This window comes from Mesorhizobium sp. M1006, assembly GCF_040318825.1.
In the GTDB taxonomy this organism is placed as follows: Bacteria; Pseudomonadota; Alphaproteobacteria; order Rhizobiales; family Rhizobiaceae; genus Mesorhizobium.
The window spans coordinates 1-26,319 of the sequence record NZ_JAMYMZ010000007.1 but is presented as its reverse complement, the minus strand read 5'-3'; the positions used below and the strand labels follow the sequence as shown (position 1 = coordinate 26,319).

28 protein-coding genes are annotated in these 26,319 nt (G+C 64.2%); 15 read left to right on the top strand and 13 right to left on the bottom strand.

Annotated elements, in window-relative coordinates; genetic code table 11:
• The first annotated feature begins 48 nt into the window (after positions 1-48).
• The 3 genes from NKH60_RS08620 to NKH60_RS08610 all read left to right on the top strand — a co-directional run bounded on the left by NKH60_RS08620 (position 49) and on the right by NKH60_RS08610 (position 1,910).
• Positions 49-603, top strand: a complete 555-nt coding sequence (locus tag NKH60_RS08620; protein WP_352682192.1) for an autotransporter — start codon at positions 49-51, stop codon at positions 601-603.
• Between the two features lie 156 nt (positions 604-759).
• Positions 760-1,545 carry a DUF899 domain-containing protein gene (locus tag NKH60_RS08615; RefSeq protein WP_352682190.1) on the top strand — a complete coding sequence of 262 codons (786 nt, stop codon included), beginning with the start codon at positions 760-762 and terminating at the stop codon, positions 1,543-1,545.
• Positions 1,546-1,643: 98 nt separating this feature from the next.
• Positions 1,644-1,910, top strand: coding sequence for a hypothetical protein (locus tag NKH60_RS08610; RefSeq protein ID WP_352682188.1), 267 nt, complete (start codon positions 1,644-1,646; stop codon positions 1,908-1,910).
• Positions 1,911-1,956: 46 nt separating this feature from the next.
• On the opposite strand, the gene NKH60_RS08605 is transcribed toward NKH60_RS08610, so the two are convergent.
• From NKH60_RS08605 to bcoG, 7 genes are all read right to left on the bottom strand, one after another.
• Positions 1,957-2,895: an alpha/beta hydrolase gene (locus NKH60_RS08605; RefSeq protein WP_352682187.1), complete on the bottom strand. Its 939-nt coding sequence runs from the start codon at positions 2,893-2,895 to the stop codon at positions 1,957-1,959.
• A 222-nt stretch (positions 2,896-3,117) separates the two neighbouring features.
• A complete protein-coding gene (locus tag NKH60_RS08600; protein WP_352472543.1) occupies positions 3,118-3,900 on the bottom strand; it encodes a carnitinyl-CoA dehydratase in 783 nt (260 codons plus the stop codon).
• Positions 3,893-5,971 carry an acetate--CoA ligase family protein gene (locus NKH60_RS08595; RefSeq protein WP_352871925.1) on the bottom strand — a complete coding sequence of 693 codons (2,079 nt, stop codon included), beginning with the start codon at positions 5,969-5,971 and terminating at the stop codon, positions 3,893-3,895. Before NKH60_RS08595 ends, NKH60_RS08600 begins: the two co-directional genes overlap by 8 nt.
• A gap of 201 nt (positions 5,972-6,172) precedes the next feature.
• Entirely contained in the window at positions 6,173-7,336 is a 1,164-nt protein-coding gene (locus NKH60_RS08590) for an acyl-CoA dehydrogenase family protein (RefSeq protein ID WP_352451618.1), read from the bottom strand.
• Between the two features lie 4 nt (positions 7,337-7,340).
• Positions 7,341-8,414: a 3-hydroxyacyl-CoA dehydrogenase NAD-binding domain-containing protein gene (locus NKH60_RS08585; protein WP_352871923.1), complete on the bottom strand. Its 1,074-nt coding sequence runs from the start codon at positions 8,412-8,414 to the stop codon at positions 7,341-7,343.
• On the bottom strand, positions 8,411-9,040 hold the full coding sequence (locus tag NKH60_RS08580; RefSeq protein WP_352682179.1) for an HD domain-containing protein: 630 nt from the start codon (positions 9,038-9,040) through the stop codon (positions 8,411-8,413). The genes NKH60_RS08585 and NKH60_RS08580 overlap by 4 nt, the downstream gene beginning before the upstream one ends.
• A gap of 31 nt (positions 9,041-9,071) precedes the next feature.
• Positions 9,072-9,983 carry a 3-dehydrocarnitine:acetyl-CoA trimethylamine transferase BcoG gene (bcoG, locus tag NKH60_RS08575; RefSeq protein ID WP_352451615.1) on the bottom strand — a complete coding sequence of 304 codons (912 nt, stop codon included), beginning with the start codon at positions 9,981-9,983 and terminating at the stop codon, positions 9,072-9,074.
• A gap of 76 nt (positions 9,984-10,059) precedes the next feature.
• On the opposite strand from bcoG, the gene NKH60_RS08570 reads away from it, so the two are divergent.
• A complete protein-coding gene (locus NKH60_RS08570; RefSeq protein ID WP_352451614.1) occupies positions 10,060-11,040 on the top strand; it encodes a GlxA family transcriptional regulator in 981 nt (326 codons plus the stop codon).
• 86 nt (positions 11,041-11,126) lie between these two features.
• Here the strand turns inward: NKH60_RS08570 and NKH60_RS08565 are convergent, their stop codons facing one another.
• Positions 11,127-11,336 carry a hypothetical protein gene (locus tag NKH60_RS08565; protein ID WP_352682177.1) on the bottom strand — a complete coding sequence of 70 codons (210 nt, stop codon included), beginning with the start codon at positions 11,334-11,336 and terminating at the stop codon, positions 11,127-11,129.
• 164 nt (positions 11,337-11,500) lie between these two features.
• Positions 11,501-12,157 carry an O-methyltransferase gene (locus tag NKH60_RS08560; protein ID WP_352682175.1) on the bottom strand — a complete coding sequence of 219 codons (657 nt, stop codon included), beginning with the start codon at positions 12,155-12,157 and terminating at the stop codon, positions 11,501-11,503.
• 93 nt (positions 12,158-12,250) lie between these two features.
• Between NKH60_RS08560 and NKH60_RS08555 the strand changes: the two genes are divergently transcribed.
• Positions 12,251-12,883, top strand: coding sequence for a TetR/AcrR family transcriptional regulator (locus NKH60_RS08555; RefSeq protein ID WP_352454840.1), 633 nt, complete (start codon positions 12,251-12,253; stop codon positions 12,881-12,883).
• A 131-nt stretch (positions 12,884-13,014) separates the two neighbouring features.
• Here the strand turns inward: NKH60_RS08555 and xylA are convergent, their stop codons facing one another.
• Entirely contained in the window at positions 13,015-14,340 is a 1,326-nt protein-coding gene (gene xylA, locus NKH60_RS08550; protein ID WP_352451611.1) for a xylose isomerase, read from the bottom strand.
• Between the two features lie 110 nt (positions 14,341-14,450).
• Between xylA and NKH60_RS08545 the strand changes: the two genes are divergently transcribed.
• Positions 14,451-14,813 (top strand): nuclear transport factor 2 family protein, encoded by a 363-nt coding sequence (locus NKH60_RS08545; RefSeq protein ID WP_352472535.1) that lies wholly within the window; start codon positions 14,451-14,453, stop codon positions 14,811-14,813.
• A 38-nt stretch (positions 14,814-14,851) separates the two neighbouring features.
• Here NKH60_RS08545 and xylB read toward each other — a convergent pair whose 3' ends face one another.
• The 3 genes from xylB to NKH60_RS08530 all read right to left on the bottom strand — a co-directional run bounded on the left by xylB (position 14,852) and on the right by NKH60_RS08530 (position 18,457).
• On the bottom strand, positions 14,852-16,306 hold the full coding sequence (gene xylB, locus NKH60_RS08540) for a xylulokinase (protein ID WP_352872013.1): 1,455 nt from the start codon (positions 16,304-16,306) through the stop codon (positions 14,852-14,854).
• Positions 16,307-16,498: 192 nt separating this feature from the next.
• Positions 16,499-17,824, bottom strand: a complete 1,326-nt coding sequence (locus tag NKH60_RS08535) for a tetratricopeptide repeat protein (RefSeq protein ID WP_352871919.1) — start codon at positions 17,822-17,824, stop codon at positions 16,499-16,501.
• A 9-nt stretch (positions 17,825-17,833) separates the two neighbouring features.
• Positions 17,834-18,457, bottom strand: coding sequence for a LysE family translocator (locus NKH60_RS08530; protein ID WP_352472533.1), 624 nt, complete (start codon positions 18,455-18,457; stop codon positions 17,834-17,836).
• A gap of 188 nt (positions 18,458-18,645) precedes the next feature.
• Between NKH60_RS08530 and NKH60_RS08525 the strand changes: the two genes are divergently transcribed.
• The 9 genes from NKH60_RS08525 to NKH60_RS08485 all read left to right on the top strand — a co-directional run bounded on the left by NKH60_RS08525 (position 18,646) and on the right by NKH60_RS08485 (position 26,058).
• The gene (locus NKH60_RS08525) at positions 18,646-19,410 is read left to right on the top strand and encodes a L,D-transpeptidase (protein WP_352871916.1); all 765 of its coding nucleotides are present in this window, start codon (positions 18,646-18,648) and stop codon (positions 19,408-19,410) included.
• Between the two features lie 98 nt (positions 19,411-19,508).
• Positions 19,509-20,675, top strand: a complete 1,167-nt coding sequence (locus NKH60_RS08520) for a diphosphate--fructose-6-phosphate 1-phosphotransferase (RefSeq protein ID WP_352451606.1) — start codon at positions 19,509-19,511, stop codon at positions 20,673-20,675.
• 15 nt (positions 20,676-20,690) lie between these two features.
• Positions 20,691-21,416: an MBL fold metallo-hydrolase gene (locus NKH60_RS08515; RefSeq protein WP_352871914.1), complete on the top strand. Its 726-nt coding sequence runs from the start codon at positions 20,691-20,693 to the stop codon at positions 21,414-21,416.
• A 370-nt stretch (positions 21,417-21,786) separates the two neighbouring features.
• Entirely contained in the window at positions 21,787-23,340 is a 1,554-nt protein-coding gene (locus NKH60_RS08510) for a DegQ family serine endoprotease (RefSeq protein ID WP_352451604.1), read from the top strand.
• Positions 23,341-23,473: 133 nt separating this feature from the next.
• Positions 23,474-24,085 carry a molybdopterin-dependent oxidoreductase gene (locus tag NKH60_RS08505; RefSeq protein ID WP_352871911.1) on the top strand — a complete coding sequence of 204 codons (612 nt, stop codon included), beginning with the start codon at positions 23,474-23,476 and terminating at the stop codon, positions 24,083-24,085.
• Positions 24,082-24,828: an FAD-binding oxidoreductase gene (locus tag NKH60_RS08500; protein WP_352871909.1), complete on the top strand. Its 747-nt coding sequence runs from the start codon at positions 24,082-24,084 to the stop codon at positions 24,826-24,828. The genes NKH60_RS08505 and NKH60_RS08500 overlap by 4 nt, the downstream gene beginning before the upstream one ends.
• 441 nt (positions 24,829-25,269) lie before the next feature.
• Positions 25,270-25,473 (top strand): DUF680 domain-containing protein, encoded by a 204-nt coding sequence (locus NKH60_RS08495; RefSeq protein WP_023680227.1) that lies wholly within the window; start codon positions 25,270-25,272, stop codon positions 25,471-25,473.
• Positions 25,474-25,544: 71 nt separating this feature from the next.
• The gene (locus tag NKH60_RS08490) at positions 25,545-25,751 is read left to right on the top strand and encodes a DUF680 domain-containing protein (RefSeq protein ID WP_352769794.1); all 207 of its coding nucleotides are present in this window, start codon (positions 25,545-25,547) and stop codon (positions 25,749-25,751) included.
• A 67-nt stretch (positions 25,752-25,818) separates the two neighbouring features.
• The gene (locus NKH60_RS08485; protein ID WP_352454766.1) at positions 25,819-26,058 is read left to right on the top strand and encodes a DUF680 domain-containing protein; all 240 of its coding nucleotides are present in this window, start codon (positions 25,819-25,821) and stop codon (positions 26,056-26,058) included.
• The last annotated feature ends 261 nt before the right edge of the window (positions 26,059-26,319 follow it).

Below are 26,319 nucleotides of genomic sequence, written 5' to 3'. Positions count from 1 at the left end.
TGATCATCTCAAATTGATAATCTGAGCATCTCAGGGAGGATAACTGATATGCCTTTAGCCGCCAACTCGCCCCTCTACGCTGTTGCTGATGATATCGTCAATGCCGCGAAGGGGCCAGATCCCCTCGAAGCGGTAAGGACGGTCCTGGGCGACTACACCAACCGCTTTCACGCATCGGGAACACTCGCTCACGAAGAAGACGACGACGAGGTGCTTCTGCATGCGAGTCCGAACCTGACGATCTATCACATCACTCTGTCGCCCGGCCTGCAGTACCCGCCTCACAACCACCTGATGGATGCCTTGATCGGCATCTACAAGGGCAGCGAGACGAACTTCATCTATCCCGTTGCCGGCAGCGAACTCGATGTTCCCGAAAGGCAGGACATCGCAGCGCCTGCCGTGGTGCACATGGCGTCAAATACCGTTCATGCGGTTGCGAATACGGGCGGTTCGCGATCGGGTGCGCTGCATGTCTACCTCGGCGATCTCACACGAACCCACCGGCAGCTGTGGAGTCCGGATAGCAACCAGGCCGAGCCGTTTGACAATGACCGCTATCTGGCCGGCGCTCGGCCCGTTCAGCAGTCCGGGCACGAATGAGCGCAGGGGCGTCGCGGGCGGCGAAATTGGCCGTGATCAGCGGACCCGTCGGAATCGCGTCACACTTGTCACTCTCGCCAACCCGCTATCGCCCCTATCCTATCTGACGACCCAACACGTCGCGCCTGCGGCGACAAACCAGCAAGGAGATGCACAATGACGGCACATCAGAATGGCACAGGCGAGCAGACGAAGCGGCTCGCGATGAAGACACCACCGGTCGTTTCGTCTGACGCGTGGGAGGCCGCGCGCCAGCAACTGCTCGTGAAAGAGAAGACCGTGACCCGGGCTCGCGACGCACTGGCCGCCGAGCGCCGGCGGATGCCGTGGATGGCGGTGGAGAAGACCTATACGTTCGAAGGGCCTGATGGAAAGGTGAGCCTGCTCGACCTGTTCGAGGGCCGCCGTCAGCTGATCGTCTACCGCGCCTTCTTCGAGCCCGGCGTATTCGGCTGGCCCGACCACGCTTGCCGCGGCTGTTCGCTGGGGGCGGACCAGGTCGGCAACCTCGCCCATCTGAACGCCCGCGACACCACGCTTGCCTACGCCTCGCGCGCACCGCAGGCCGACATTGCGCGGCTGAAGGCGCGGATGGACTGGAAGATGCCCTGGTACACCATCACCGACAGCTTCGATGCCGACTTCGGCGTTGACGAGTGGCACGGCCACAACGTGTTCATCCGCGACGGCGACCGCGTGTTCCGCACCTACTTCATCAACAACCGCGGTGACGAGGCGATGGGGACCGTATGGAGCTATCTCGACCTGTCGCCGCTCGGCCGCCAGGAGGTTTGGGAGGATTCGCCCGAGGGCTATCCGCAGACGCCGACGTACAAGTGGTGGAATTGGCACGACAATTACGGCGCCGAAGCCGTCCCCGACAAAAAATGGGTCGAGATATCGGACGCCGGAGAGGCCGCGTTCCGGAATCGCACCGAATAGAACGTCTTTGGCGTCGCGGAAATGCAGCCAGGACAATTGGAGGAGCGGGATGCACGGTTCAATTCGACGCATCCCGCTCGCTATGCAGGACTACGGACATGAGCGAGATTCATGCAGGCGGATCCACCGGCGATGCGAGCCCGGCCGACCATAGTGCAGCCGATTGGCTGTCCTTTGCGGCCGCGCCGACCTTCGCAACCATGGCGCTGCTGACGCTTCTCGGCGGAGCGCCGGACATGATGTGCTCGACCGGGCAAGAGGCATCACCGCTGGACGGCATGGTCCCGATGTACCTGCTGATGAGCGGCTTCCATTTAGGACCTTGGCTGAAGCAGGTTTCCGGCCGGCGACGCCGCCGCAAATAGAGCTGTACCGGCCGACAAAGGCCCGTTCTGGTCGGGAAGACATCCCTCACCAGATCCACTCGCCCCTTCCCAAAACCGCTACCGCATCGACAATCCGGGTAAAGCTCGAGCGGGCGCGGCCGGCCGTGTGCCTGGCGCGCAAATAGCCATGCACCAGCCCCGGCTCCTCGAGCCACCAGGCGCGCCCGCCCGCGGCAACGATGCGGTCGCGATAGGCTTCGCCGTCCGACGACAGCGGGTCGCATTCGGCGGTGATCACGACGGTGGGCGGCAGATTGGCGAACTCGGCGTCGGCGAGCGGCCACAGAGTGAGATCGCCGGTGCGATCCTCGCCACCGGTCCTGATGTCCCTGTAGAAAACGAGGTCGCGCGCGGTAAGCATCGGCGCTTCCGCGTGGGTGACGTAGGAACCGGCGGAGCTGTCGCCGCCAAGGCCGGGATAGACCAGAATCTGGCCGATCGGCTTGCGCGCATGGCCGCGCGTTGCGTGACTGACGGCGGCGGCGAGATTGCCGCCGGCACTGTCGCCGCAGAGCAGGACAGGACGCTCGTAAGTCGCCGCCGCCCATTCGAAGGCGCTGATGGCATCGTCGAAGGCGGCCGGATGAAGGTGTTCAGGTGCCAGCCGGTAGTCGACCGAAACCACTTCGTAGCCGGTGCGGCTGCAAAGCTCGGCGCAGAGGTCGTCATGGCTGTCGAGCCCGCCGAGGATAAAACCGCCGCCATGGAAATAAAGCACCATTGCCGAAGCTTCCGGCGCCGGGGCGCGGTAGATGCGGATCGGAATGTGCCAGGGTGTGGCAATGGCGGTGGTTTCCGCCGTGACGCCTTGGGGATAGCCGGCAAAGAACTCGCGGCACATCCGGTTATAGATCTGGCGCTGCTCGGCGACGGTGTAGTCGATCGTATCGGGCGGATAATAAGAATTGGTCCGCTCGATGAAGGCCCAGGTCTCGGCGTCGATGAGGGTTTTGTAGTCGGTCATGGGCGCTGAATGGATCGCAATGAATCCGCGTGAACACCCCCCTCTGGCCTGCCGGCCATCTCCCCCTCAAGTGGGGAGATTGGCAGCTTCGGCCTTGCAGCCCATCTTGCAACGTTGGAGATTGGCGAAAACCGAAGCGACATCCGATCTCCCCCCTTGAGGGGGAGATGGCCGGCAGGCCAGAGGGGGGCGTGACGGAGTGCCGTCATTTCGGCAATACCTTCATTTCCCCTTCCACACCGGATCGCGCTTTTCGGCAAAGGCGCGAAAGCCCTCGAGATTGTCCTCCGAGCCGTAGAGTGCGTCAACCGTCGACAGTTGCCGGCGCGTCACCCGGTTCATGGCGTCCTGGAAAGTCAGCGATTCTGCGACCCGGGCCGTCTCCTTGATCGCGGCGAAGACCAGCGGCGGGCCGCTGGCGAGCAGCCGCGCGATCTCCCAGACCCGGTCCTCCAGTCTTTCCTTGGGCAGCACCTCGTTGACTAGGCCCCATCGATGCGCCTCGGCGACATCCATCCAGCGGCCGGTGAGCAGAAGGTCCATGGCGACATGGTAGGGGATGCGCTTCGGCAGCTTGATCGTCGCCGCATCGGCCAGCGTGCCGGCGCGGATTTCGGGCAGCGCGAAGGAGGAGTGGTCCGACGCATAGATGAGGTCGCAGGATAGCGCCAGTTCGAAGCCGCCGCCGACCGCCATGCCGTTGACGCAGGCGATCACCGGCTTGTTGAGGTCGCGCAGTTCCTGCAGCCCGCCGAAGCCGCCGACGCCGTAGTCGCCGTCGACCGCGTCGCCGCCGGCCGCGGCCTTCAGGTCCCAGCCGGCGCAGAAGAACTTGTCACCGGCGGTCTTGACGATGGCGACGCGCAAGTCGGGATCGTCGCGAAACGCCTTGAAAGTCTCGCCCATCAGCCGCGACGTCTTCAGGTCGATGGCATTGGCCTTGGGCCGGTCGAGCGTGACTTCGAGGATAGTGCCCTCGCGGCGGGTGGTGATGACGTCAGACATTTTTGTTCTCTCCAAGCACCAGCAGCGCATCGGCGATCCAGGCGCCCTTGCCTTCGGTGCAGACGATCAGCGGATTGATGTCGAGTTCCTCGATCTCGCCGGCGTTTTGCTGCACGAAAGCGGCAATGCCCGATATCGCATCGATTGCCGCTCCGACATCGGCCTTCGGCCGACCGCGATAGCCGTCGAGCAGCGGGAACAGTTTCAGCCCGCGCAAAGCGGCCTCGATATCGTCGCGGGTCGCCGGCAGCATCAGCGTGACGCTGTCGCGCAACAGCTCGACCAGCACGCCGCCGGTGCCGAGCGTCATCACGGCGCCGAACATCGGGTCGCGGGTGAAGCCGACGAGCAGCTCGGCGACGCCGTCGCGCACCATGCGCTCGACATAAAGGCCCGTGCCGAGCGGGCCGAGATCGTGGGCGGCGGTGCTGACGGATTCGGCATCCCTCAAATTGAGCCGGACCGCGTCGAGCTCGGACTTGTGGATGACACCAAGGGCCTTCAGCGCCACCGGGAAGCCGAGCGCCATCGAGGAGATGACAGCTTCGACCGCGTTGCCGGCGCGCTCGCCCTTCGGCACGGGGAGCCCGGCCTCGATGAGCCGCGCCTTCGCCTCGGCCTCGTCCGGCGTGACATGGTCGCCGACCGGCGCGCCGGACGCCGAAGTGTCGATCGGCTGCGCCTGCGGCTCGCGCCAGGCCCAGCCGATGAAGGCCGCCGCCTGGGCGGCGTCCATGGCTTCGGAGATGCCGAACAGCGGCACCATGCCCCGCGCCATCAGGCCGGCAGTGTATTCCTCGGGCAGGTTCTCCGGCAGCGAGGAGACGATCGCGCCTTGCGCGCTGTTGGTCTTCAGCGCCACTTCGAAGGCGCGCAGCGTCGCCCACCAGTCGGTGTCCGAGCAGCGGTCGGGGCGCGGGAAATCGAGCACCAGCATGTTGAGGTCGAAGCTGCCCGACACCATCGCGGTGAAGGTGGCGGTCATCGCCGGCTCGTTGTTCCAGATGAAGGTGTGGTAGTCGAGCGGGTTGGCCACCGCGACCAGCGGCCCGAGCGTCGATTTGACATGCGCGCGGTGCTCGGGGGTGAGTGGCGGAAACGTCACCCAGCGGCCTTCGGCGCTGTCGGCCATCACCGACGCCTCGCCGCCCGAACAGCTCATCGACGACAGCCGGTAGCCGGGCAGGGGGCCGGTGACGTGCAGCAGCTTGAGCGCCTCGATGAAGGCCGGGATCGAATCGATGCGGGCGATGCCGAGCCGCTTCAGGAAGGCGCCGGACGCTGCGTCCGAGCCGGCCAGCGACGCGGTATGGGAAACGGTCGCCTGCCGCGCCTGCTCGGAGCGGCCGACCTTCATGGCGATGACAGGCTTTTTCAGCTCGCGCGCCCGTGCCGCCAGCCTTTCGAAGCCGGCTACCGAATCGAAAGCCTCGATATGCAAGCCGAGCGCGGTGACACGGTCGTCCTCGATCAGGCCGAGCGCCATTTCGGAAAGCCCGGTCTGCGCCTGGTTGCCGGCGGTCATCAGAAAGGCGATCGGCAGGCCGCGCTTCTGCATCGTCATATTGATGGCGATGTTCGACGACTGGGTGATGATGGCAACGCCGCGACCGCCTTCTGGCAGCCTGATGCCGCCATGCTGGTCGGGCCACAAAAGCGCGCCGTCGGCATAGTTGATGAGCCCGTAGCAGTTCGGCCCGATGATTGGCATTTGGCCCGCCGCCGCGACCAGCTCGGCCTGCAGCCGCTCGCCGTCCTCGTCATAGGCCTCGGTTTCGAGGAAGCCGGCGGCGAAGCAGACCGCACCGCCGGCGCCGCGCTCGGCCAGTGCCTTGACCACTTCGATGGTCAAGTGCCGGTTGACGCCGACGAAAGCGGCATCCGGCGCACCGGGCAATTCGGCCACCGAGCGATAGGCCTTGCGGCCGGCGACCTCGGCCTTGCTCGGATGCACCGGCCAGATCTCGCCGGCAAAGCCCATCTTGATCGATTGCGCGACGACGGCGGCAGCCTGCGCGCCACCGAAGACCGCGATTGTCCGCGGGCGCAAAAGGCGCTCAAGTTTGTGCATGAACACCCTCCTCTGCCCTGCCCTCTTTGCCAAAACTTGGCATCTCCCCCTCAAGGGGGGAGATTGGCAGCTGGGCCGCCGGCCCCAGGCATGCAACGGCAATAACTGGCGAAATCAGGAATGGCGGCCGATCTCCCCCCTTGAGGGGGAGATGTCCGATAGGACAGAGGGGGGCGCGAAGGAATGCAAACATTGCGCTGTTCAGCCCCCGAACGGGCGCAGCAGCGCCCGCGAGATGATGTGGCGCTGGATTTCCGAGGTGCCTTCCCAGATGCGCTCGACGCGGGCGTCGCGCCAGATGCGCTCGAGCGGCAAATCGTCCATCAGCCCCATGCCGCCATGGATCTGGATCGCCTCGTCGGCGACAAAGGCGAGCATCTCGGTGGCCTTCAGTTTGGCCATGGCCATGTCCTGGTCGGTGACGGTACCCTGATCGTACTTCCAGCCGGCTTCGAACACCATCAGGTCGGCGGCCTTCAGCTCGGTCGCCATGTCGGCGAGCTTGAACGACACGCCCTGGAACTTGCCGATCGGCTGGCCGAACTGCTGGCGCTGCGCGGCGTATTCGACGGCGTGGCCAAGCGCCCGCTCGGCGCGGCCGAGGCAGGTGGCGCCGACCTGCAGGCGCGTCGCGCCAAGCCATGAATTGGCGACGTCGAAGCCTTTGTGGACCTCGCCCAGAACCTGACTGGCCGGCAACCGGCAATCGTCGAATTCGAGGATGGCATTGGTGTAGCCGCGATGCGAGACGTTGCGGTAGCCGTCGCGCACGGTGAAACCCTTGGTGCCCTTGTCGACGAAAAAGGCGGTGATCTTCTTGCGTTTTCCACGCGAAGACTCTTCCTCCCCCGAGGCCATGAAGACGATGGCGAAATCGGCGAGATCTGCATGGCTGATGAAATGCTTGGTGCCGTTCAGCACCCAGTCGTCGCCGTCTTGCACGGCGGTTGCCTTCATGCCGCGCAAATCGGAGCCGGCGCCCGGCTCGGTCATTGCCAGGCAATCCCATTTCTCGCCGCGAATGCAGGGAAACAGATATTTTTCGCGCTGCTCCGGCGTGCCGGCGAGAAGGATGTTCGAAGGCCGCGCCACGCAGGTCCAATGCAGCGCGTAATTGGCGCGGCCGAGTTCCTTTTCATAGAGCAGCCAGGTCACCGTATCGAGCCCGGCGCCGCCGACATCGGCCGGCATGTTGGCGGCATAGAGGCCGGCTTCGATCGCCTTGGCCTTGATCTCCTCGATCAGCTCGCGGCGCAGCACGCCGGTACGCTCCACTTCGCGCTCATGCGGGTAAAGCTCGTTCTCGACGAAGGCCCGCGTCGTCTCGACGATGAGCTTCTGCTCCTCCGAAAGACCAAAATCCATGGTCTCAGCCTTTCTTCCTTTTCTTCGGCTTTTCAGCCTTGGCCTTTTCGGCCGCCTTGGAGGCGGTGGGCTTCTTCGCCGCAAGCTTGGCCAACTGCCTGGTGTAGTCCTTATGCAGGGCGCCGGCACCCCAACCTTTGCCTTTGTTCTGCTTCGACAGTGCCTCCATGATGGCGACCAGATTGTCGTCGCGGATCTTCTCGAGATCGCGGATCGACAGACCGTGCGCCTGGTCGTCCGACTGGGTCGCGATCAGCTCGACCAGCTCGTCGTTGAACTCCGGCACGTCCATCAGCTTGGTCCACGGCCATTTCAGGCACGGGCCGAACTGCGCCATGAAGTGGCGCATGCCGGCCTCGCCGCCGGCGACGCGATAGACCTGGAACATGCCCATCTGCGCCCAGCGCAGGCCGAAGCCGTAGCGCATGATGTCGTCGAGCTCCTCGACCGTGCAGATGCCGTCCTTGACCAGCCACAGCGCCTCGCGCCAGGCCGCTTCGAGCAGCCGGTCGCCGACGAACGCTTCGATCTCCTTGCGGATCACCACCGGCTTCATGCCGATCGAGGCATACATCTCCTTGGCGACTTCGATCGCCTCGGGAAAGGTCTGTTCGCCGCCGACGATTTCGACCAGCGGCAGCAGATAGACGGGGTTGAACGGATGGCCGACGACCAGCCGCTCCGGGTGCTTCTTCATCGCCACCTGCATGTCGGTCGGCTTGATGCCGGAGGTGGAGGATCCGACAATGGCGTTGGCCGGCGCATAAAGGTCGATCTCGGCCAGCACGCAGTGCTTCAGGTCGAGCCGCTCCGGCACGCTTTCCTGGATGAAGTCGGCGTCTGCCACCGCCTCGGCGATCGTCTTGGCGAAGGTAAGCTTGCCCTCCTTCGGCAGGCCGCCGGGCAGCATCTGCTTGTAGGCGCGTCGCGCTCCCTTCATCACCTCGCCGACCTTGCGTGACGCCTCGGGGTCGGGATCGAAGATCGACGCGTCGATGCCGTTGAGCAGCAGCCGCGCCACCCAGCCGGCGCCGATGACGCCGCCGCCGATGGCGGCCGCCTTGTTGATGATGCTCATGCGGAGGCTCCGGTTCTTGTCCTGGCTGTTGCGGGGTCGGTGAGGGCGACGCGCTCGCCGGCACGGATCACGGACGCGTCATAGGCCTTGCGCGCGAACACTTCGAGCAGGAAGGGCCGGAAGAAATCGATCGGCAATGTCTCGTAATCCGGGTCGAAGCTCGACTGATCCCAGCGTTCGCAAAACTCATCGCAATCGTCGAAGTAGATGTGCCCGGCGAAACGGTCGCGGGCGTGTGGATTGCCGCCGAGGTGGTGGGCGTAATAGAGGCGCTGGAAATCGCCGTGCTTCTCCACCACCCAGGTGCATTGCTCGCGCACAAAAGGCTTCAGGATGGCGGCTGCATACTCGTCGTGGTTATAGGGCGCGTAGATGTCGCCGATATCGTGCAGCAAGGCGCAGGCAATCCAGTCGGTGTCGGCGCCGTCGCACCAGGCCCGTGTTGCCGCTTGCAGTGAATGGCCGAGCCGGGTGATCTTGTAGCCCGAGAGGCCCGCATCAAGCTGGACGAGCGCGTCGAGCAGCCGCTCGCCGGTCTTTGCCGCATAGTCGATCTCGTGCTCGGTGAGGAAGGCATAGTCCTCGCGGTCGCCGTCCTTCATGGCGGTGAATTTCACGGTCTTCATCAGCGGCTCCTCCCAACCGGCTACCGGCTTTTCAAAGCGGTGCGCGCTTCGTCAGGTTCAGCTTCTTGCGGACTTCGTCCGGGCCGATGACCCTGGCGCCCATATTCGACACGATGCTGACCGCCCGCTCGACCAGCTGCGCATTGGTCGCCAGCACGCCCTTGTCGAGCCAGAGATTATCCTCCAGTCCGACGCGGACATTGCCGCCGGCCAGCACCGCGGCCGCGACATAGGCCATCTGGTTGCGGCCAATGGCAAAGGCCGACCAGTTCCAGGTCGACGGTACATTGTTGACCATGGCCATGAAGGTGTTGAGGTCGTCCGGCGCGCCCCACGGCACGCCCATGCACAATTGCACCAGCGCGTCCGGCTTCAGCACTTCTTCCTCGACCAATTGCTTGGCGAACCACAGATGCCCGGTGTCGAAGGCCTCGATCTCCGGCTTGACGCCGAGCGCCGTCATCATGCCGCCCATGGCACGCAGCATGCCGGGCGTATTGGTCATGACATAATCGGCCTCGGCGAAATTCATGGTGCCGCAATCGAGCGTGCAGATTTCCGGCAGGCACTGGCGCACATGTTCCATGCGGTTGCTCGCGCCGCCCATGTCCGTGCCTTTTTCGTTCAGCGGCAGCGGTTTCTCCGGCGGGCCGAATACCATGTCACCCCCCATGCCGGCGGTCAGGTTCAGCACCACGTCGACGTCCGCCGCGCGGATGCGCTCGGTTACTTCGCGATAGAGATGCACGTCGCGCCTAGGCTTGCCGGTCTCGGGATCGCGCACGTGGCAGTGCACGATCGCCGCACCCGCCTTTGCCGCCTCGATGGCCGAATCGGCGATCTCTCTGGGCGACCGCGGCACATGCGGGCTGCGGTCCTGCGAACCGCCGGACCCGGTCACGGCACAGGTAATGAAAACCTCACGGTTCATCGCTAACGGCATCGGACTCTCTCCCAATAGAACGTAGGGCAAGAATGCCTGACTTGCCGGAAACTGTTTTGCGTTTTACGAAGATCGTGTGACCAAAAACGAAAAACCGACGATCTTTCGGGCCGAGCGTTTGCCGCTCAAGGTAACGCTGCTGGTATTCTCCGGCTCGTCGATCATGTGCGTCGCCTCGGCCGTCGATCCGTTGCGCGCCGCCAACCGCATTGCCGGTGAGACGCTGTTCGATTTCAGGCTGGTCTCGGTGACAGGCGAGGCGCCGGTCACCACATGCGGCCTGCCGGTGGCGGTCAGCGGCCGCTTCGATGCGGCTGACACAACCGATATGCTGGTCGTCGTCGCCGGCTTCGGCACGCAGAACTACGCCACATCGGCCCTGCTGTCCGGACTGCGCCGGGCGGCGCGCGCGGCACGCGCCTGCGGCGGCGTCGAGGCCGGCACCTGGCTGGTTGCCCGCGCGGGTCTGCTGGAGGGGCGCAGCGCCACCACCCACTGGGAGGACATGGAGGATTTCTCGTCGGCCTTTCCCGGCGTCGACGTGCGCCCCGACCGCTACGTCATCGATGGCCCGGTGTTCACCACCGGCGGCGCCTCGCCGACCTTCGACCTGATGCTGCATCTGATCCGCACGCGGCTCGGCATGGCCGTGGCGCTAGATGTCGCGAGCGTCTTCATCTACGACCAGGCGCGCGCCGCGACGGACGCGCAACCGCTGGTCTCGCTCGGCCGTCTCGACGGCTACGATCCCAGGCTGGCGCAAGCCATTCGGCTGATGGAAGCGCATGTCGACCAGCCGCTGACTATCGCCGCCGTGGCAAAGCGCGCCGGGGTGACGGCACGGACGCTGGAAAGCATCTTTCGCAAGTCGATCGGCGAAACGCCCGGCGCTTATTACCTCAGGCTGCGCCTCGGCGCCGCGCGCCGGCTGGTGGTCGACACGCGCATCGCCATGGCGGACATTGCCGGGCGAACGGGGTTTTCGTCCGCCGCGGCATTTTCCAGAGCGTTTTCAAGAGCGTTCGGCGAAGCGCCGGTCAGGCTGCGTCGGGGATAATGCATGTCGCCCAAAAGCTTGGCCACGGGCTTGACCCGAGGGTGCGTAGCGGTTTTGCGATAACGACATGCATAGGCAAAGGTAGATCAGGCAGCGTCCTTGCGGTCGCTGCTGCCGTCGATCTGCGAGCGCATCTGTCTCGCAAGATGGGTCTCGAACCGGCTGGCGACCGCGCGATCCCATTCGTTTGCACTCAGCGCACCTTGTTTCGGGTGCGGCAGCGCCATCAGCCGGTCGATGATCGATCCAGCCTCGCCAGATGAGAGCAGGGCGTCGATTTCGCGTTCGTGCTGCATATCGTTTCGCCTCCTTCTTCTGAATCCCGCCACGAACCACACTATAGGAGGTTCGTGACGGCTGTTTGAAGGCAAGAGCGAGGCGATTGATGGGCGATGCCGGGCAAAGTTTTGTCCGCCGCCGCCCATCTTGGGCACGTCGTTCCGGCAGGTCACGCAGTGCTTCAGCCAAGCCGCATCGACAGTTCAACATCCTCGCCGAACGGCGTGGACATGTAGCCACTCCCGGTCGAGCGCACCCGCTCGAGGTATTCGGGGCAAAGATCTGCGTTGTCGGCAACGACGAAGGCGCCCGGTCTGAGGCGGCTTTCAACCAGACTCAAGATCTCGGGATAGAGCGCTTTGGCGCCGTCGAGCAGAAGCAGGTCGACGCTTTCGGGAAGATCGACGCTTAATGTTTGCAGCGCGTCTCCTTCGCGGGTTTCCACCATGTCAATGAGACCGCCTGCTGTCAGATTACTCCTCGCGCGCGCGACCTTGGATGGCTCGAACTCGCTGGTGATCAGGCGGCCACCGCCATTGTCCCGCAAGGCTGCGGCAAGGTGCAGGGTCGAGATGCCGAACGAGGTTCCAAATTCGACGATCGTCCGTGCGCCGCTGCCTCGTGCCAGCATGTAGAGCAGCGTGCCGGTCTCTCGCGAAACGGGAAGCCAGAGATCCCTTAGCCGCCCATAGAAATCGAGGTATTCGGTCTTGCTTCGAACCAGCCGCATCCGCTCCTCGGCGGAGAGTTCCGCCACTGCAGGGCTTGTTGCCGCAGCGGCTTCCTCGAACAGGCGGACCAGCAGGGGCGCGAGCGGCGTTGTCGTCAGTGTGGTCATATCGGTCTCCAGTCGGAATTGAACGCGTTCTTGTGCGACATTCAAAATACGACTAATCATTCGCATTCACTAATCGCATTGGCGCGGCTCTCAATGAGCGATAACCGAAGTCCGCGGATTTCCTCGCGAAAACAGCCGAAGCAGGCCCGCTCGGCGGAGCTCGTCGCTGCGATTTTGCAGGCTGCTGTTCAGGTTTTGGCGAGGGAAGGCGCGCAGCGCTTCACCACGGCGCGGGTGGCCGAGAAGGCCGGCGTCAGCGTCGGATCGCTGTATCAGTATTTTCCGAACAAGGCGGCGATCCTGTTCCGGCTCCAGAGCGACGAATGGCGGCAGACGACCAGTTTGCTGCGCGATATCCTCGAGGATATCAGGAAACCGCCGCTTGACCGGCTGCGCGACCTGGTCCACGCCTTCCTCCGCTCGGAGTGTGAGGAGGCTGCGGTGCGTGTGGCGCTCGACGACGCCGCCCCGCTTTACCGCGACGCGCCCGAGGCGCAGGCGGCGAGGGCGTCCGGAGACCGGACCATCCAGCTCTTCATGCAGGAGGCGTTGCCGAGCGCCGCGCAAGCGACTCGCGAATTGGCCGGCGACCTGGTCATGACGACGCTCAGCACGGTGGGGAAGCAGTTCTCGGAGACGCCTCGAACGCCCAAGGAGATTGAAGTCTACGCCAACGCCATGGCCGACATGTTTTGCGCCTACCTGAGAGGCCTCGATCACGGCTAAGGCGCGCCAGACCCGGTCAGCGAACAGGCCACGCGAGTTTCACACGGGGCAAAACCTTCGTCGGTTCAGCCCCGCGGAAAGCCGTCTTAGCCGGCGGCCGCTGAACAATGCGGCCGCGAACCGGGTACGCCTCAGACGTACCGGTTGACGATGTTCTCGAGTAGCTCTTGGCGGCCGGATCTGGGCTGCGGCTCGATCTTCTCTTTGACGACGCGCTCGGCGATTTCCTCGAGCGTACGCTTGCCGGCAAGCATCGCCTTGGCCTCGGCCGAATCCCAGCCGGCATAGCGCTCGGCGAGCGGGGCGGACAGCGCCTTGTCCTCGACCATGCGCGCTGCCGCCTTGAGGCCGCGAGCGCAGCAGTCCATGCCGCCGATATGGCCGATCAGCAGATCCTGCGGATCGAGCGACTGGCGCCTGAGCTTGGCGTCGAAATTGGTGCCGCCGGTCTTGAAGCCGCCGGCCTGCAGCACCTGATAGTAGGCCAGTGCCATCTCCGGTACATTGTTCGGGAACTGGTCGGTATCCCAGCCCGACTGGTAGTCGTTGCGGTTCATGTCGATCGAACCGAAAATGCCGAGCGCATTGGCCAGCGCCAGTTCATGTTCGAACGAATGGCCGGCCAGGATGGCGTGGCCCTGCTCGATGTTGAGCTTGACCTCGTTCTCCAGTCCGAAACGCTTGAGGAAGCCGTAGACGGTGGCGACGTCGTAATCGTACTGGTGCTTGGTCGGCTCCTGCGGCTTCGGCTCGATCAGGATGGTGCCTTCGAAGCCGATCCTGTGCTTGTAATCGACGACCAGGTTGAGGAAACGGCCGGCCTGTTCCTGCTCGCGGGCAAGGTCGGTGTTGAGCAGCGTCTCATAGCCCTCGCGGCCGCCCCACAGCACGTAGTTCTCGCCGTTCAGACGCTTGGTGACGTCGATGCAGTGTTTCACCGTCGCCGCCGAATAGGCAAAGACGTCCGGATCGGGATTGGTGGCGGCGCCTGACATGAAGCGGCGGTTGGAGAACAGGTTGGCCGTGCCCCACAACAGCTTGACGCCGGTCTGCTTCATCTTTCCCGAGAAGTAATCGGCGATCTCGTCGAGCCGCGCCGCACTTTCGGAAAAGTCCCGGCCCTCCGGCCGCACGTCAGCATCGTGGAAGCAGAAATAAGGCGCACCCAGCAACGAAAACATCTCGAAGGCGACGTCGGCCTTGAGCTTGGCCAACTCCATGGTGTCGGTGCTGCCGGCCTTCGGAAACCACGGCCGGTCAAATGTCTGGCCGCCGAACGGATCGCCGCCCGGCCAGGCAAAGGAATGCCAATAAGCGACGGCAAAGCGCAGATGGTCTTCCAGCCGCTTGCCGGCGACAATCTCGTCGGGATTGTAGAACCGGTAGGCCAGCGGATTGGTCGAATCCGGTCCCTCATATTTGATCTGTTGGATGTCGCCGAAAAAACCGCTGCTCATGTTCTTTTCCTCTCGCATGGTCCGGCCTGATTACCTCAGGCGTAATTGGTTTCGCGCTGGCGCTGGTCGAAAAGGCTCATGTCAAAGCCACCCAACGAAGGAGACAGACCATGACCGACCTCAACACCATTGCCGAAAACTACATCGCCGCCTGGAACGAGAGCGACGCCGCACGCAGGAAAGCCTTGCTCGAGGCGACCTTCACCGAGGACGTCGGCTACCGCGATCCGATCATGCAGGGCGACGGCCATGACGCCATCGCCGCGCTGATCGAAGGCGTTCAGCAGCGCTTTGCCGGCTTCAGGTTCTCGCTGAAAGGCAAGCCGGACGGCTTCGCCGATACCATCCGCTTCTCCTGGAACCTCGGGCCGGAAGGCGTCGGCTCCGTCATCGAAGGCACCGATATCGGCGTCATCGAAAATGGCCGGCTGAAAAGCGTCACCGGCTTTCTCGACAAGGTGCCGGCACAGTGAGGCCTTCTCGGCAGGCCACGGCGAGGGCGGGAAACCGCTCACGCCGTGGCGCTCCTGATCGCCGGGTAAAGCTGGCGGTAGCGCTGATAGGCATCTGCATAGGCATCGCTTAGTGCGGCGACCGGCTCGACCGTGGCGTCCGTCGCCGGCGCCGTGCACACGGCGCGCGGATCGGCGCCTGTCGCCGCGATCAGGCCAAGCCGGGCCGCTCCGAAGGCGGCGCCGAAATCGCCGTCGGCTGGGATATCGACTGGCAGGCCAAGCGCTGTGGCGATGGCCTTCAGCCAGTAGCGCGAACGCGAGCCGCCGCCGATCGCCGTCACCCGGGTCAGCGTCGTGCCGGCTTTGGCCAGGGCTTCGAGGCTGTCGCGGAAAGCGAAGGCGACGCCTTCGAGCACGGCCTGAGTCAGCGCCGCGCGGCCGGATTCGTGGGCAAGCCCGGTAAAGGCGCCCCGAATGACGGAATCATTGTGAGGCGTCCGCTCGCCTGACAGGTACGGCAGGAAGGAGACACCGCTCGGCGCCTGCAGCGCATCGCCGAGTTCGGCGGTCAACTCGCCGGCACTTTTTCCAGCGATCCCCGACAGCCAGTTGAGCGAATCGGTTGCCGACAGGATGACGCCCATCTGGTGCCAGGTGCCGGGCAGTGCGTGGCAGAATGTGTGCACGGCGCTTTCCGGATTGGGCAGATACGACGCGTTGGCGGCAAAAAGCACGCCCGACGTGCCGAGCGAGACGAACGCCTGGCCGGCGCCGACCGTGCCCATGCCGCAGGCCGAAGCCGCGTTGTCGCCGGCACCGCCGGCGATCGGGATGCCCGCCTGCATGCCCCATTTGGCGGCCAGTTCGGCGCGCAAGGCACCGGCCTTGGCCGTGCCTTCGACCAATGACGGCATCTGCCTTTCGTCGAGCGACGTGACAGCGAGCAGTTCGGCGGACCAGGCGCGTTTGCCGACATCGAGCCACGACGTGCCAGCCGAATCCGACATTTCCGAAATATGCTCGCCGGCGAGCCAGAGCCGCAAAAAGTCCTTCGGCAGCAGAACCTTTGCCACCTTGGCAAAAACAGCCGGTTCGTTGTTCCTGACCCAGGCCAGCTTTGGCGCGGTGAAGCCGGGAAAGACGATGTTGCCGGTCAGCTTGCGAAAGCGCGGGTCGGCATCGAGCGCGGCCGCCTCGGCGTGGCTGCGTGTGTCGTTCCATAGAATGCAGGGGCGCAGCACCTGGTCGGCGGCATCGAGCAGAGTGGCGCCATGCATATGGCCGGAAAGGCCGATGCCGTTGACAGCCGCGAGTTCCTTCGCATGCATCGACCGCAGCTCGCCGACCGCCGCTTCGCAGGCGCGGATCCAGTCGGCCGGGTTCTGCTCGGACCAGCCGGGATGCGGGCGCGACACGTCGAGCGGCGCATGGCCGGAACCGACGATGCTCTGCCTTGCATCGATCAGCAGCGCCTTGACGCCCGACGTGCCGAGATCGAGGCCGAGATACATGTTCCCTCCCATGTCCGTCATGCCTGGCGGCGACGGTCTTTCTTGCTTCGCTGCCCAGTCCTGTGACACGGGCGGCGAAGATATCCCGGCAATCGTGCCGCCGGAAACGCACCCCGGTCAACACGCGAAGATTTTTTCGACGCTCGAAAAAATCAGGGCCGGGGCAGTTTTTAAGGCAAGATGTGGCCGTGGTCAATTCGCCGCGGGAGCGTTTGCACGCCGTGAAAACAGTGCCGACAACGGGCTGTCCGGCCGTGCCAGCGCGCGTTCCGCCGCAAGCGCCCTCGCCAGCGCGCCATCACCGGAACGCAATGCCGCTTCGATCAGTGTCAGGTCGATGACGTCGCGTTGTGCGTGGCTGCCGCCGAAGCGATGGGCGATTGCCCGCATCGGCCGGATCAGGCGTATCGTCCCGGCATAATTGCCCTCGCCGAATGCCTTGATGGCGAGCGTCAGGGGATGGCCGACATCCCTAGTGAAACCGGCGTTGTCGTCCTTGCCGCGCATCGCCTCGCGCTGCGCCTCGAGCAAGTTGCGGGCCGGCGCTTCGAGGCCGGCACCGACAAACGCCATCATCGCGTGGGCGTCGTTGAAGGCATAGTGGCCGGCGCTGGTCATGGGCAACCAGTTGGCGGCGAGCGTCGCCCAGCGCTCGCCGACATCGACGCCGCCGAGATGCAGCCGCCACAGGATCGCCGAGGCATCGACCATGTTGAGCGCCAGCATCGAGCGTTCGCCATAGATCGGCCCGTCATAGAGCGCCAGCACCTCGTCGATTTCGCCGAGATCATAGTGGAACAGTGCCAGATGCCACCAATTGTGCACCTGCAGGAAGCTCTCCCGCGTCCACGCTTCGGGATTGGCGCGCATCCACAGAATGCCGTCCTTCTGCCGGCTCTGCATCTCCATGACATGGGCCACCGCATGCTGGGCCCAGCCGTCGCGCGGCTCGATATCGACCGCCGTGCGGCCAAGTTTTTCGGCGCGCGCGTAATCGCCCATTTCCTCCAGGCCAAAGGCCTGCATGCCGAGTATGGCGTGATAGCCCGGCATGTCGCGCTGCCAGGACGGCAGCGCGCGGCCGATGCGGTCGCGCAGCATGCGCGCATTGCCGGTGAAGAAGTCGATCTGGTGGCCGGTCTGCACCGCCAGCGCATCGAGCGGAAACTCGATGGCGATATCCTCCAGCACGCGGGCGGCCTCGTGCCAGCGTCCATCCGCAAGGTGGTCAAGGGCGGCGACATGCGCCTGCTCGCGCGTTGTCGCGGCAAGTGGCAGCGCTGCCTCGTGACATGCCTTGGCCACCGCCGTCGCTTCGCGCTCTGTGGCAAGGCCAAAGAGGTAACCCTTGAACACATGCGCCATGACGAAGCCGGGATCTTCGGCGATTGCCCGGTCAACGGAACCGACCGGATCGCCGATGAAGCACTGCAATTCGCGAACAGCCCGGCTGTAGGACGACAGCCCGGCCTCCGTCGCGCCAGACAGCGTCAGGCCAAATGCGTCGCTCACCGCCATGGTCTGTCCTCAGTTGCCCGAGCGCATCGCCACTGTCGCGATGCCGGCGCCGACCAGCAGCGTGCCGCCGGTGCGGTTGAAGATGCGGATCGCCTTTGGATTGCGCACGACGTTGCGCGCCCTTGCCGCGATCAGCGCATAACCGAAGGCATTGGCGAAGGCGAGCGCCAGGAAGGTCGTCTCGAAGATCAGCATCTGTGTCCAGAAATCCGCATACCGGTCGAGGAACTGCGGCAGGAAGGCGACAAAAAAGGTGATGCTTTTCGGATTGAGCGCGGTAACCAGCCAGGCGTGCGCCGTCATTTTCGCCGATGACACTGCATCGGTGCGCGGTTCGGCCCGGAGCGCACCGCCGGCGCGAAACAGCTTGATGCCGAGATAGATCAGATAGCCGGCGCCGATCACCTTCAGCACGGTGAATACGGTGGCGGACGCCGCCAGCAGCGCGCCGATACCCAGCATCGACAGTGTCATCGCGGTGAAGTCGCCGAGCGCCACGCCGACTGCCATCGGCAGCGCGGTGCGCCAGCCCTGGCCGAGCGCATAGGACACCACCAGCAGGATGGTGGGACCTGGAATGACCAGAAGGACTGCCGAGGCAGCGGCAAAGGCGGCCCAGTTTTCGAAGGACATTTTCTTCTCCTTGAGCTCAAAGAAGAGGATAAATCCTTGGCCTCGCGCAGATGTAAAGAGGCAAAATCGAAAAAGCCCCTCGTTAACGCCAGGCGGCTGGCCTTCACGCTTTTTCAACCATGATTGGCGAAAATGCCTGGCATACGGCCGGAGCGTGTTTCCCGCCGATAGCGTGGGGTTTTGGGTAAATGCGTGAGTTGCCGCACGGTCTGTCGCTGCCGCACAATGGCGACGCAATCGAAACCGAAATACAGCTTTCCCGTCGCACGGTGCTATCCGGCGCCGGTGCGCTGGCGCTGCTCGGCGTCGCCGGCTGCAGCCAGACGCTGGATCTGCCGTCGCTCCAGCTCGACGACCTCACCACCGGCTCGATCCGGCCCATCCGTCCGAGTATCAGCGTCGACAAGAACATCACCAGCCCCGACGTGATGTACGCTTCGCTCACCGACGGTGGCTTCAATGTGCCGGAAGTGCCCTACCTCAAGGTCAAGCCGGAGTTCCGCCGCCAGATCGTCGTCGATCCGACCGGCGAGCAACCCGGCACCATCGTCGTTCACTCGCAGGAACGGCTGCTCTATCTGGTGCAGCCCGGCGGCGAGGCGATCCGTTACGGCGTCGGCATCGGCAAGGACGGATTCCGCTGGTCCGGCCGCGCCAACATCCAGTACGGCAAGGAATGGCCGGTCTGGACCCCGCCGCCCGAGATGATCGCCCGCAGGCCGGAACTGGTGAAATGGCAAAGCGGACAGCCGGGCGGCCTCGACAATCCGCTCGGCGCGCGTGCCCTCTACATCTATCAGAACGGCAGCGACACCGGCTATCGCATCCACGGCTCGCCCGAATGGTGGAGCATCGGCCAGGCGATGTCGTCGGGCTGCGTGCGCCTGATCAACCAGGACATCATCGATCTCTACAGCCGCGTCTCCAAGAAGAATCCGGTCGTCGTCGTCTGACCGGCGGCTGCTGCCCTTCGTCATCGACTCTGCCGTTGCGCGATGCCGCAAGACAGGCGAATGTGCCTGCGATTTTCACCGCCCGGGAGACGTGAACAATGGCCGGAACTTTTGTCATCGCGCAAGGCGGCGGCCCGACCGCCGTCATCAACCAGACGGTGGTTGGCGCCGCGCTCGAAATCCGCAAGCGGCATCCCGGCGCCAAGGTGCTTGGTTCCATCCACGGCGTGCGCGGCATCCGCGACGGCAATTACGTCGATCTTTCGGCCATCCCCGAGGACCGCCTGCGATTGATCGCGGCGACGCCGAGCGCCGCGCTTGGTTCGACGCGCGACAAGCCGGATGCCGCCTATTGCGACCTCATCCTCAACGGCTTGAAGAAAGCCGGCGCCGATGCCTTCATCTATATCGGCGGCAACGACACCTCGGGCACGCAGCAGATCCTCACCGACGCCGCCGGCGGCAAGATCGCCTTCGTGCATGCGCCGAAAACCATCGACAACGATCTCGAGGAGAACGATCACACGCCCGGCTTCATGTCGGCGGCCGAGTTCGTCGCTGGAGCATTCCTTTCGGTCGATCTCGATTTCCGCGCTCTGCCGGGCATCTATGTCGGCATTGTCATGGGGCGGCATGCCGGTTTCCTGACGGCCGCGTCCGCGGCCTGGCAGCTCGATCAGGACAGCGGCCCGCATCTCGTCTACGTACCGGAGCGGCCGTTCTCCGCGGCGGGCTTCATCGACGACGTTCGTGCAACGCTCGACCGCCACAAGCGCTGCATCGTTGCCGTCTCCGAAGGCGTCAGCACCGCCGACGGCAAAGCGCTGGTCGAAAGCCTGGTGCCGCCGGAAAGGCTGGAGCGCGACCAGCACGGCAACGTCAAGCTGTCGGGCAGTGACCTGCCGGCAGCCTTGGAGCGCGCGCTCGCCGAAGGATTGCCGGGCAAGCGGGCGCGCGTCGATGCGCTCGGCTATATGCCGCGCGGCTATGTCGGCGCCATCAGCGCGGTGGACGCGCAGGAGGCCTTCGATGCCGGCGCCTTCGCGGTGACGGTGGCCGACGAGGGCGGCGGTTCGGTGGCGCTGCAATATGACGGCAAGAAAACCGTGCTGAAGAAGGTGCCGCTGAAGAACGTCGCCGGCAAGACGCGCCATATGCCGGATGATTTCATGCTGCCCGACGTCAACCGGCTGTCCGACGCGGGGATGGCCTATCTGAAGCGGCTGGTCCCGCAAAAGTACAAGGTCGGCAAGCCGTTCGTCTGATGCGGCGTTGATCTGATGGACAGCTGGTTCAGCAAAACCATCGTCGACGCCAAGACGACGATGCTGACCGAGCCCTTCGTGCATGATTTCGTGCGTGCCAACATCTGGCATTTGCGCGGCCGCGATGTCGACCTGCTGGTCGACACCGGCATGGGGATCTGCCCGCTGGCGCCGCAGATCGACACGCCGTCCGGCAAGCCGCTGCTCGCCGTCGCCACGCATATCCATCTCGATCATGTCGGCTCGCTGCACGAGTTTCCGTTGCGGGCAGGGCCGCGCCACAGCGCCGCGCAGTTCGACAGCATGGATGAAGCGGTGACCTACGCGTACATGTTCCATGATCTGGAAGGCGCCGTCTCCAGGCTGCCGGCGCCGGGCTGGAGAGCCGCCGATTACAGGATTCCGCCGGCGCCTCTGGCCCGGACCCTGGACGAGGGCGACAGGATCGACCTCGGCGATCGGCAGTTCCGCGTCCTGCATCTGCCCGGCCACTCTCCGGATTCGATCGCGCTGTTCGACGAGGCAGACGGCCTGTTCTTCGCCGGCGACGCCATCTACGACGCCATGCTGATCGACGACCTGCCGGATTCGGATCGTGCCGCCTACCGCCGCACGATGCAGCGGCTGCTCGACCTGCCGATCCGGATCGGCCATGGCGGTCATGGACCGAGCTTCGACGGCAGGCGGATGCGCGAGATCGCCACCACCTATCTCAGCCGGACCGACGGGACAGGCGAATAGGAGGCCTCGGCTGAGGCGGCGCAAATCTGAAGCGATTTGTCTTGCGCAGCTATTTTGTTCTTGCTTTGTGCCGGCAGCTATGCTACTAATATCGGTATGGTGCTGATTCGCCCCAACCGACCCGCCCCTCCCGAGGCGGGTTTTGTATTTTCGGGTTTCGGCGCCAACGCCGCGAGGCGGTTGCCGGCTGGAAATTAAATCTTCGTAATATTATCTGGAAACCATAATCGGCGCCCTAGATGCGGGGCTGTCGATCCGGTCGGCTGCCGTGACAGGCGAGACAGGCAAGGCCGACGACCGACGCGCCGATGAATTGTTCCGGTGACGGAACGTCGCCGCGCAAGACCAATCTCTCGCCCGGACAACGGCCATGTCACCAATCCAGACCCTTCGCAGACATCGCGTCGCCGCTCTGCTGGGCGCCGCGCTGATCGTCAGCCCCTTCGCCCTGTCCTTCGCTCCCAGGCTGAATGATGTCCTGGCGGCAACAGTGACCCCACCTGTCACCGGCATGACGGCGCCCCGCGGCTCGTTCGCTCCGGTCGTGGCGGCCGACAAACCGGCAGTGGTGACGATCACCACCCTCATGAAATCGGCGCAGTCGGACACCACGAGCGAGGCCTCCCCATTCGGTGGCAACGAGTTCGGTGGCAACTCGCCTTTCGACGACTATTTCCGCCGTTTCTTCGGTGACCAGGGACTGCCCGCCCCCAAGACACCGCCGGAACAGGCGCCGCGCACCGAGGCCCTCGGCTCAGGCTTCATCGTCGGTGCCGACGGCATGATCGTCACCAACAATCACGTCGTCGACGGCGCCCAGTCGGTCAAGGTGATGCTCGACGACGGCACCGAGCTTCCCGCCAAATTGATCGGCCATGACACGAAGAACGACCTTGCCGTGCTCAAGGTCAACGCCGGCAAGCCCTTGCCGACCGTCAAATGGGGCGATTCGGACAAGCTCATGCCGGGCGACCAGGTGCTCGCCTTCGGCAATCCTTTCGGCCTTGGCACCACGGTCACCGCCGGCATTGTCTCGGCGCGCGGCCGCGATCTGCACAGCGGCCCGTTTGACGACTTCATCCAGATCGACGCACCGATCAACCGGGGCAATTCCGGCGGCCCGCTGACGGATGTGTACGGCGATGTCGTCGGCATCAACACCGCGATCTTTTCGCCGAATGGCGGCAGCGTCGGCGTCGGCTTCGCCATCCCCTCGGACCAGGCGCAAAAGGTCGTCGCCAAGCTGATGAAGGGCGGCTCCATCCAGTACGGCTATCTCGGCGTCCAGATCCAGCCGGTGACGCCTGATGTGGCGAGCGCCATCGGCCTCGATCACCCTACCGGCGTGCTGGTCGCGCAGGTCAGCGACGGATCGCCGGCCGCCAAGGCCGGCATCGAGACCGGCGATGTCATTACCAGCTTCGCCGGCCAGGACATAAAGGATCCGAGGGATCTGTCGCGCGCCGTCGCTGACGTTGCGCCTGGCACGAGGGAAGCCCTCAATGTCTGGCGCAAGGGGAAAAGCCTGCAGATCTCCGTCGAGATCGGGCGCAACGAAGACGACACGGCGACGGGATCGGTGACCGGCGATTCAGGTCAGCCGTCGACGGGGCAGGGCCTTCGCGCACCGGCGCTCGGTCTCGGCCTGATGGACGTCACTCCTGATGTGCGCCAGGCAATGAACCTGCCAGAAAACCAGCACGGCGCACTGGTCGAGCGCGTCGACCCGAACAAGGCGGCGTCGGCTTCCGGCATCCAGCCCGGCGACATCATCGTCGGCGTCGACCAGACTCCGGTGAGGAGCGCCAGGCAGGCAAATCAGGCGATTGTGCAGGCCGCCAAATCCGGCAAGAAATCGGTGCTGCTGCTTGTCGAGCGCGGCGACGCCCAGATGTTCGTCGCCGTCCCCTTCGCCAGCGGCTGAAGCGGGCGCCGCGCTGCCAAGATCGATGTAGAGCATTGCCGCTGGGCCGGAGCCAAGATTTCGGTTGCCCGCGCTCGCGTCTTCGAGAAAACTGACAAAGGTCGATTGGACCTTGCGCAAACGGATATTCTCGATGGTTACCCGAGGTTTCTCTTCCGGACGAAAGCCGCCGACGGATACGGATGCACGTATCCCGCCGGGGCAATATCTCGAGCAAGGTTTCCCGGTCCTGTCGGCCGGCCCGACGCCGCATGTCCGCACCGAGGATTGGTCGTTCACGCTTAAGCACGGGCCGCGGCCGATCAAGAAGTGGAACTGGGCCGAGTTCAACGCGCTGCCCTTGACCAAGATGACGCGCGACATCCATTGCGTCACCGCATGGACCAAGTTCGACACGGCGTGGCAGGGCGTGCTCGTCGACGACATCCTTGCCGACGCCGGCATCGAGCCGCCCTCCGCCTTCACGCTGGCGCTGGGTTTCGACGGCTATTCCACCAACGTGCCGACGAAGGATATCACCGGCGGCAAGGCGATGGTGGCACTGCTTTATGAAGGCAAGCCGATCACTCCCGACCATGGCGGCCCGGCCCGGCTGCTCGTTCCGCATCTCTATTTCTGGAAATCGGCCAAATGGCTGAACGGGCTGCAGTTCACAGAGCGTGACGAGCCGGGTTTCTGGGAGTTGCGAGGCTATCATATCTATGGCGATCCGTGGCGCGAGCAGCGCTACACGAACGATCCATGAGCGACGGCCCGGCGGCGCAGTCGCCCTGGCAGACGGTCACCATCACCCGCATCCAAAAGCGCACGCCGCGCGTCACCAGCTTTTTCCTGCAGCCGTTGCGGCCCTTCGTCTACCGCGCCGGACAGCATGTCGATGTCAGGCTGACGGCGCCGGACGGCTATCAGGCGCGCCGCTCCTACTCCATCGCCTCGGCGCCGGAAGCCGGCGAGACCATCGAGCTGGCGATTGAAAAACTCGAGGACGGCGAGGTCTCGCCGTTCTTTCACGAGATCGCGGCGGTGGGCGACGAGGTCGAGTTGCGCGGGCCGCTCGGCGGCCATTTCGTCTGGTCCGACGGCGATGGCGGACCGCTCCTGCTCGTCGGCGGTGGGTCGGGCGTGGTGCCACTGATGTCGATGGTCCGTCACCGGGCGATGCGGGGATCGCTGGTCGCCGCCGCCTTGGTGTTTTCGGCGCGGGTCTGGGACGAGGTGATCTTTCGCGACGAGTTGATCGACCTCGCCGAGCGCCGGGATGGCTTCGACCTGGTGTTGACGCTGACGCGCGAGCCGGCCCGCCGTCCGGCAGATCATGCGCGGCGGGTCGACGCCGCGATGATGGTGCAAGCCATGACGAGGCTGCCCGCGCCGCCGAAGCTCGCCTTTGTCTGCGGCTCGAACGCATTCGTGACGGCCGCCGCCGAGGCACTGATCGATGCCGGGGTGCCTGCGGCACTCATCCGCACCGAACGCTACGGGGTCTGACCTGGTTCTTGCGCGGTTGCTGCCTTCGCCGGCCGGCATAAGCGGGCCGAAAACCGGCAGAACGGTGAGGCCGCGTTTGGCCGAAATGGTTAACGATTCGACAAAGAACCTCGGCCGCGACTTTTATCGGTTTAAAAAATCGAACCGAACGGTTCGTTTCTGTTGACAATGCGTGCAGGACGCTGTGAACGCTGCCTCCCCAAGTCACCTTGCAGCCAGACCGATACTATGGGCTATCTACTTGATATTTAGCAATAAAATTGTGGCTAAGGGAATCTCTGGCGCAATTTCAAGGTGTAGATTCTTGGTCCACACCAAACAACTTCGTGATTGGAAACTGGCCATCGCCTTTCCCACATCGGGGCTGTCCGAACGACGCGAATTCCTCCCAAGACACGCCGCTGGACGGACGGAAAAACTGAGATACTGGAGTACTAAAAAATGAAAAAGATCGCTCTTGCCGCCGTCGCCGTTTTGGCCATCACCGGCAGCGCCTTCTCTGGCAGCGACAACTTTGGTTCCAAGGGTGCGAACCAGCCTGCCGCTTCGGTCGACAGCTCGTATACGGCTTCCATTCAGAAGCCGGCTCATGCTGACCAGCAGCCTGTCCAGGGCGCCGACCGTAACCTCTTCGGCAACAACTAACAGCCGATCCCAGCATCAGGGCGGCGGGCATATCCGCCGTCCGGGGATCTGAAAAATTCAGGAGTATTAAGATGAAAAAGATCGTTCTTGCTGCCGCCGCCGTTTTGGCCATCACCGGCAGCGCCTTCGCCGGCAGCGACAACTTTGGTTCCAACGGAGCCAACCCGCCTGCTGTCTCGGTCGACAGCTCCTACACGGCTTCCGTCAAGACGTCGAACCAGGCTGAAAAGCAGCCGGTTGTCCAGGGCGCCGACCGTAACCTCTTCGGCAACAACTAACAGCCGATCCCACCATCAAGGCGGCGGCATGCCCGCCGCTTGATTTCGAAAATCCAGGAGACCCAAAATGAAAAAGATTGTTCTTACTGCCGCCGCGCTCTTGATTGCCGCCGGCAGCGCTTATGCCCGCAACGACAATGTTGGCGGGACCGACATCAACAAGCAGTCGACCGTCAACGTCGACAAGACGCAGACGTATTCGGTGCGGGACAGCAACTCGCCGATCTACAAGCTGCTGAATTCCTCTGGCGATGTGCCCAAGTCCGCGCCTCAGGGCGCCGACCGCAACCTCTTCGGCAACAACTAGAGCAATTCCAGGAAAAGTGTGAAACGGTTTTCCCGGGAAAAGCGTGTAGCGCTTTCCCTTGGGAATTGCGTCAAAACAAAGAGATAGAGCGGTTCGGCGTTCCGTGAAACGATGAACCGCTCTATCGGCCGAACTGGAATTCCAGACAAGAGCGGGGGGGCAATCCCGCCGCGCTTGTCTGTTGGAGGGGGGGAGAACGCCGGGGTTCACGCCGCGGTGTGTGTGCTTGAGTGGGCGGGGTAAGGCGCCCGTCAGCGGCGG